General features: G+C 37.7%; 5 protein-coding genes. All 5 read right to left on the bottom strand.

What is annotated here, in order from left to right; genetic code table 11:
* Window positions 1-289: 289 nt before the first annotated feature.
* Window positions 290-613, bottom strand: coding sequence for a hypothetical protein (locus FE394_RS18890; RefSeq protein ID WP_319927866.1), 324 nt, complete (start codon window positions 611-613; stop codon window positions 290-292).
* 263 nt (window positions 614-876) lie between these two features.
* Window positions 877-1080 (bottom strand): hypothetical protein, encoded by a 204-nt coding sequence (locus FE394_RS18885; protein ID WP_319927865.1) that lies wholly within the window; start codon window positions 1078-1080, stop codon window positions 877-879.
* A gap of 198 nt (window positions 1081-1278) precedes the next feature.
* Window positions 1279-1545, bottom strand: coding sequence for a helix-turn-helix domain-containing protein (locus tag FE394_RS18880; RefSeq protein WP_319927864.1), 267 nt, complete (start codon window positions 1543-1545; stop codon window positions 1279-1281).
* A gap of 69 nt (window positions 1546-1614) precedes the next feature.
* Window positions 1615-1746: a hypothetical protein gene (locus FE394_RS18875; RefSeq protein ID WP_319927863.1), complete on the bottom strand. Its 132-nt coding sequence runs from the start codon at window positions 1744-1746 to the stop codon at window positions 1615-1617.
* Window positions 1747-1796: 50 nt separating this feature from the next.
* On the bottom strand, window positions 1797-2480 hold a 684-nt coding region (locus tag FE394_RS18870), incomplete at its 5' end, for an integrase domain-containing protein (RefSeq protein ID WP_319927862.1).

Raw genomic sequence — 2480 nt, 5'->3', positions numbered from 1 at the left:
GTCTTTCTCCCGTTGAATACCCCTACAGGATTCGATAAAAACAATTAACTTATTGTTTTAAAATTATTTTATTTTGTTCAATTTTCTATCATACCCCCTATAATACCCCCACATTATTTTGTCTCTGTTTGCCTGATTTCTATCTGGTTAACACTGTGGAGGGCAGAGTTTTTATTGCAAAAATATCATCAATAAAACCAATGTTGTCAAAAATGAAATGATGGTTTCAAGGCGGTCTATCTGTTATTTTATTAAAATGGTAGCTCACCCAAATTTCATTATGATCAGATTACAGCCACCGAGATAACGGTGAATACTCAGTCAAATATTTATCTAAAGATTCATTATTAAGGATTTTAGCCTCAAACAATGGTTTAATTATTTCATTTAAAACTTTAAGATCCTCATGACAACCTGTATTTTCAAAAAGAAATAGCAATGCTTTATCAATAAATTCAATTTCTCTGGAATTTTTAGCCTCCACAATCAAATGTACAATTCTAGTTTCTTTACTTTTAAAATAGTAATTATTTTCATCTAAGTGTTCTTTAGTATAGAGATCATCTAATTCTTTAGATAACAGCTCAAGATTTAAGTAAAAATAGTCACTCATTTTATAATCTCATATACTCCAGAATAAATATAACAATCCGACAAGATAATATTACTTGCACTTATTAAGCAAATCCAAGTGCTAACCAAAATAACTAGCCCGAAGTTGAAAAAGAAATGAAGCAAAAAGAAAAGTATACCCCGCCATAAACTTCCAGTTTTTCTTAAATATATACCAAGAATTCCAAATGCTTCTAAATCGCCTTACATTATCTAACTTTCCAAATAAAACAGTTCTTTCATGATACGATAGATTTGAAATTTTTATTTTTTTATTATACGTTTTTCCATTTTCGTAAAACTAGATTTATGATTTATGGAAACAAGTTTATCAAAGAAGAACATCAAACTAAGTAAGAAAGCAATCATTTGAGCTGTTTGATTGGGTATTCCCCAACATCCTATACCAACTAGCAATGACCATTCAGCAATAGAATAATGTTGTAATTTTTTCCACCATTGATTCATATTTCTCGCGTAATTTTTTATATCTCGCTTTATTTTTGAAAATTCCAGTGATCTTTGACAATGACAGCAACGTTTCAAAATATACTCCGTTATAATTTACTTATAGGGAAATAACCTAGTGAAAATATATTACCATGAGTATAAAATTAACAACTATAAATATTATTTATCCTCATGGCTTATTTCATTGAAACCAAACTATTCAATAGATACTTTGCGAGCCTTACGCTCAATAGGCTGACCATCATATGAATCAAAATAACGACTAGGCCAGATTTCTGAAGGATGTATTCCGAGATAATTCGCAATTATCCATTCACCTTTTGGCCAAGGCCTACTGAGAGTATTGGCTAATGTTGATGAACTTAATCCTGCTTCACGGGAAACAGCCGCTAAGGTAGTACCACGCTTACGTAATGCAGCAATAATATCGGCCTGATGCCAGTCATTTCTAACACTATTCATTCCTGTTACCCCTTTCCATTAATTAATCATTGATGGTGGTGATTCAAGGCAGGGTTAGCAGACCGGCGCTTACTCCGGCGAGGCCGAAGCCTCCCCTGCCTGAACCACCATTGAAAGGGCGAATGCAGGCACACTGGTAAAACTTCTTACCAGTGTATAAGCGCACAAGGCTGCTAAACCTTGACCATTGGATTGTGCCAATGGCGGAGTTACTTTAACTGATTGTTTTATCTAACTCAATAACTGAACCGCTAAGTTGAACGACTATAAACCCGCTCAACATAACGCCCGCGACCGTCACCGTGCCCCAAATCCATTGAAACCAATGCCCTTGCCTCCTGATGACTAAAACCATTCTGCTGGTAAAAACTCAATGCATCCTGCGCCCACGCATAACGTAAACTGTGAGGAGAGTGGCAACCTTTTAAACCAATATTTGTGGTATGAGTTCGCCAGTAGTTCATGGCCTGCCTGAGATCTGGCTTATCAATCAATCTGCCACCTCTCTGCTCAGCCACAGCAATGGCCTGTTCTACAGCTTCTTTCACCGCCACAACATCCAATACACGGGTTTGCCTTGGTCGGCCACCTTTTGTACCAAAAACAACATGCAATTTTGGCTCTGGTTGTTCTAATTGTTTTTGCCAGCTTTTTAATGAAGCACTACACTGCACCGCTTCCTGAGAACGCAGCCCCATCAATCGGGCAAGTTTCAGTGTGGCCGCAAATCCAGCATCCCGTTCGAGTGCCTTCTGATAAACAGCCTGAAACGTGACATCCGGGATCGCCTGCTTTGTTCCCGCGCGACTGGCTCTGCTTAATCCTAATGCCTGATTACTCAAACGCGGAGAAGTTTTCAGTTTCTCCCTGCCTGCCATGCGGAAGATACTACGCAGTGCGGACATCTCATTTTGTACCGTTCGCTTGGCAATACC

This window comes from Xenorhabdus littoralis (genome assembly GCF_033949345.1).
GTDB classification, from domain to species: domain Bacteria; phylum Pseudomonadota; class Gammaproteobacteria; order Enterobacterales; family Enterobacteriaceae; genus Xenorhabdus; species Xenorhabdus littoralis.
Note: the sequence above shows the minus strand (reverse complement) of the source record. Positions and strands in the feature narration are given on the sequence as shown.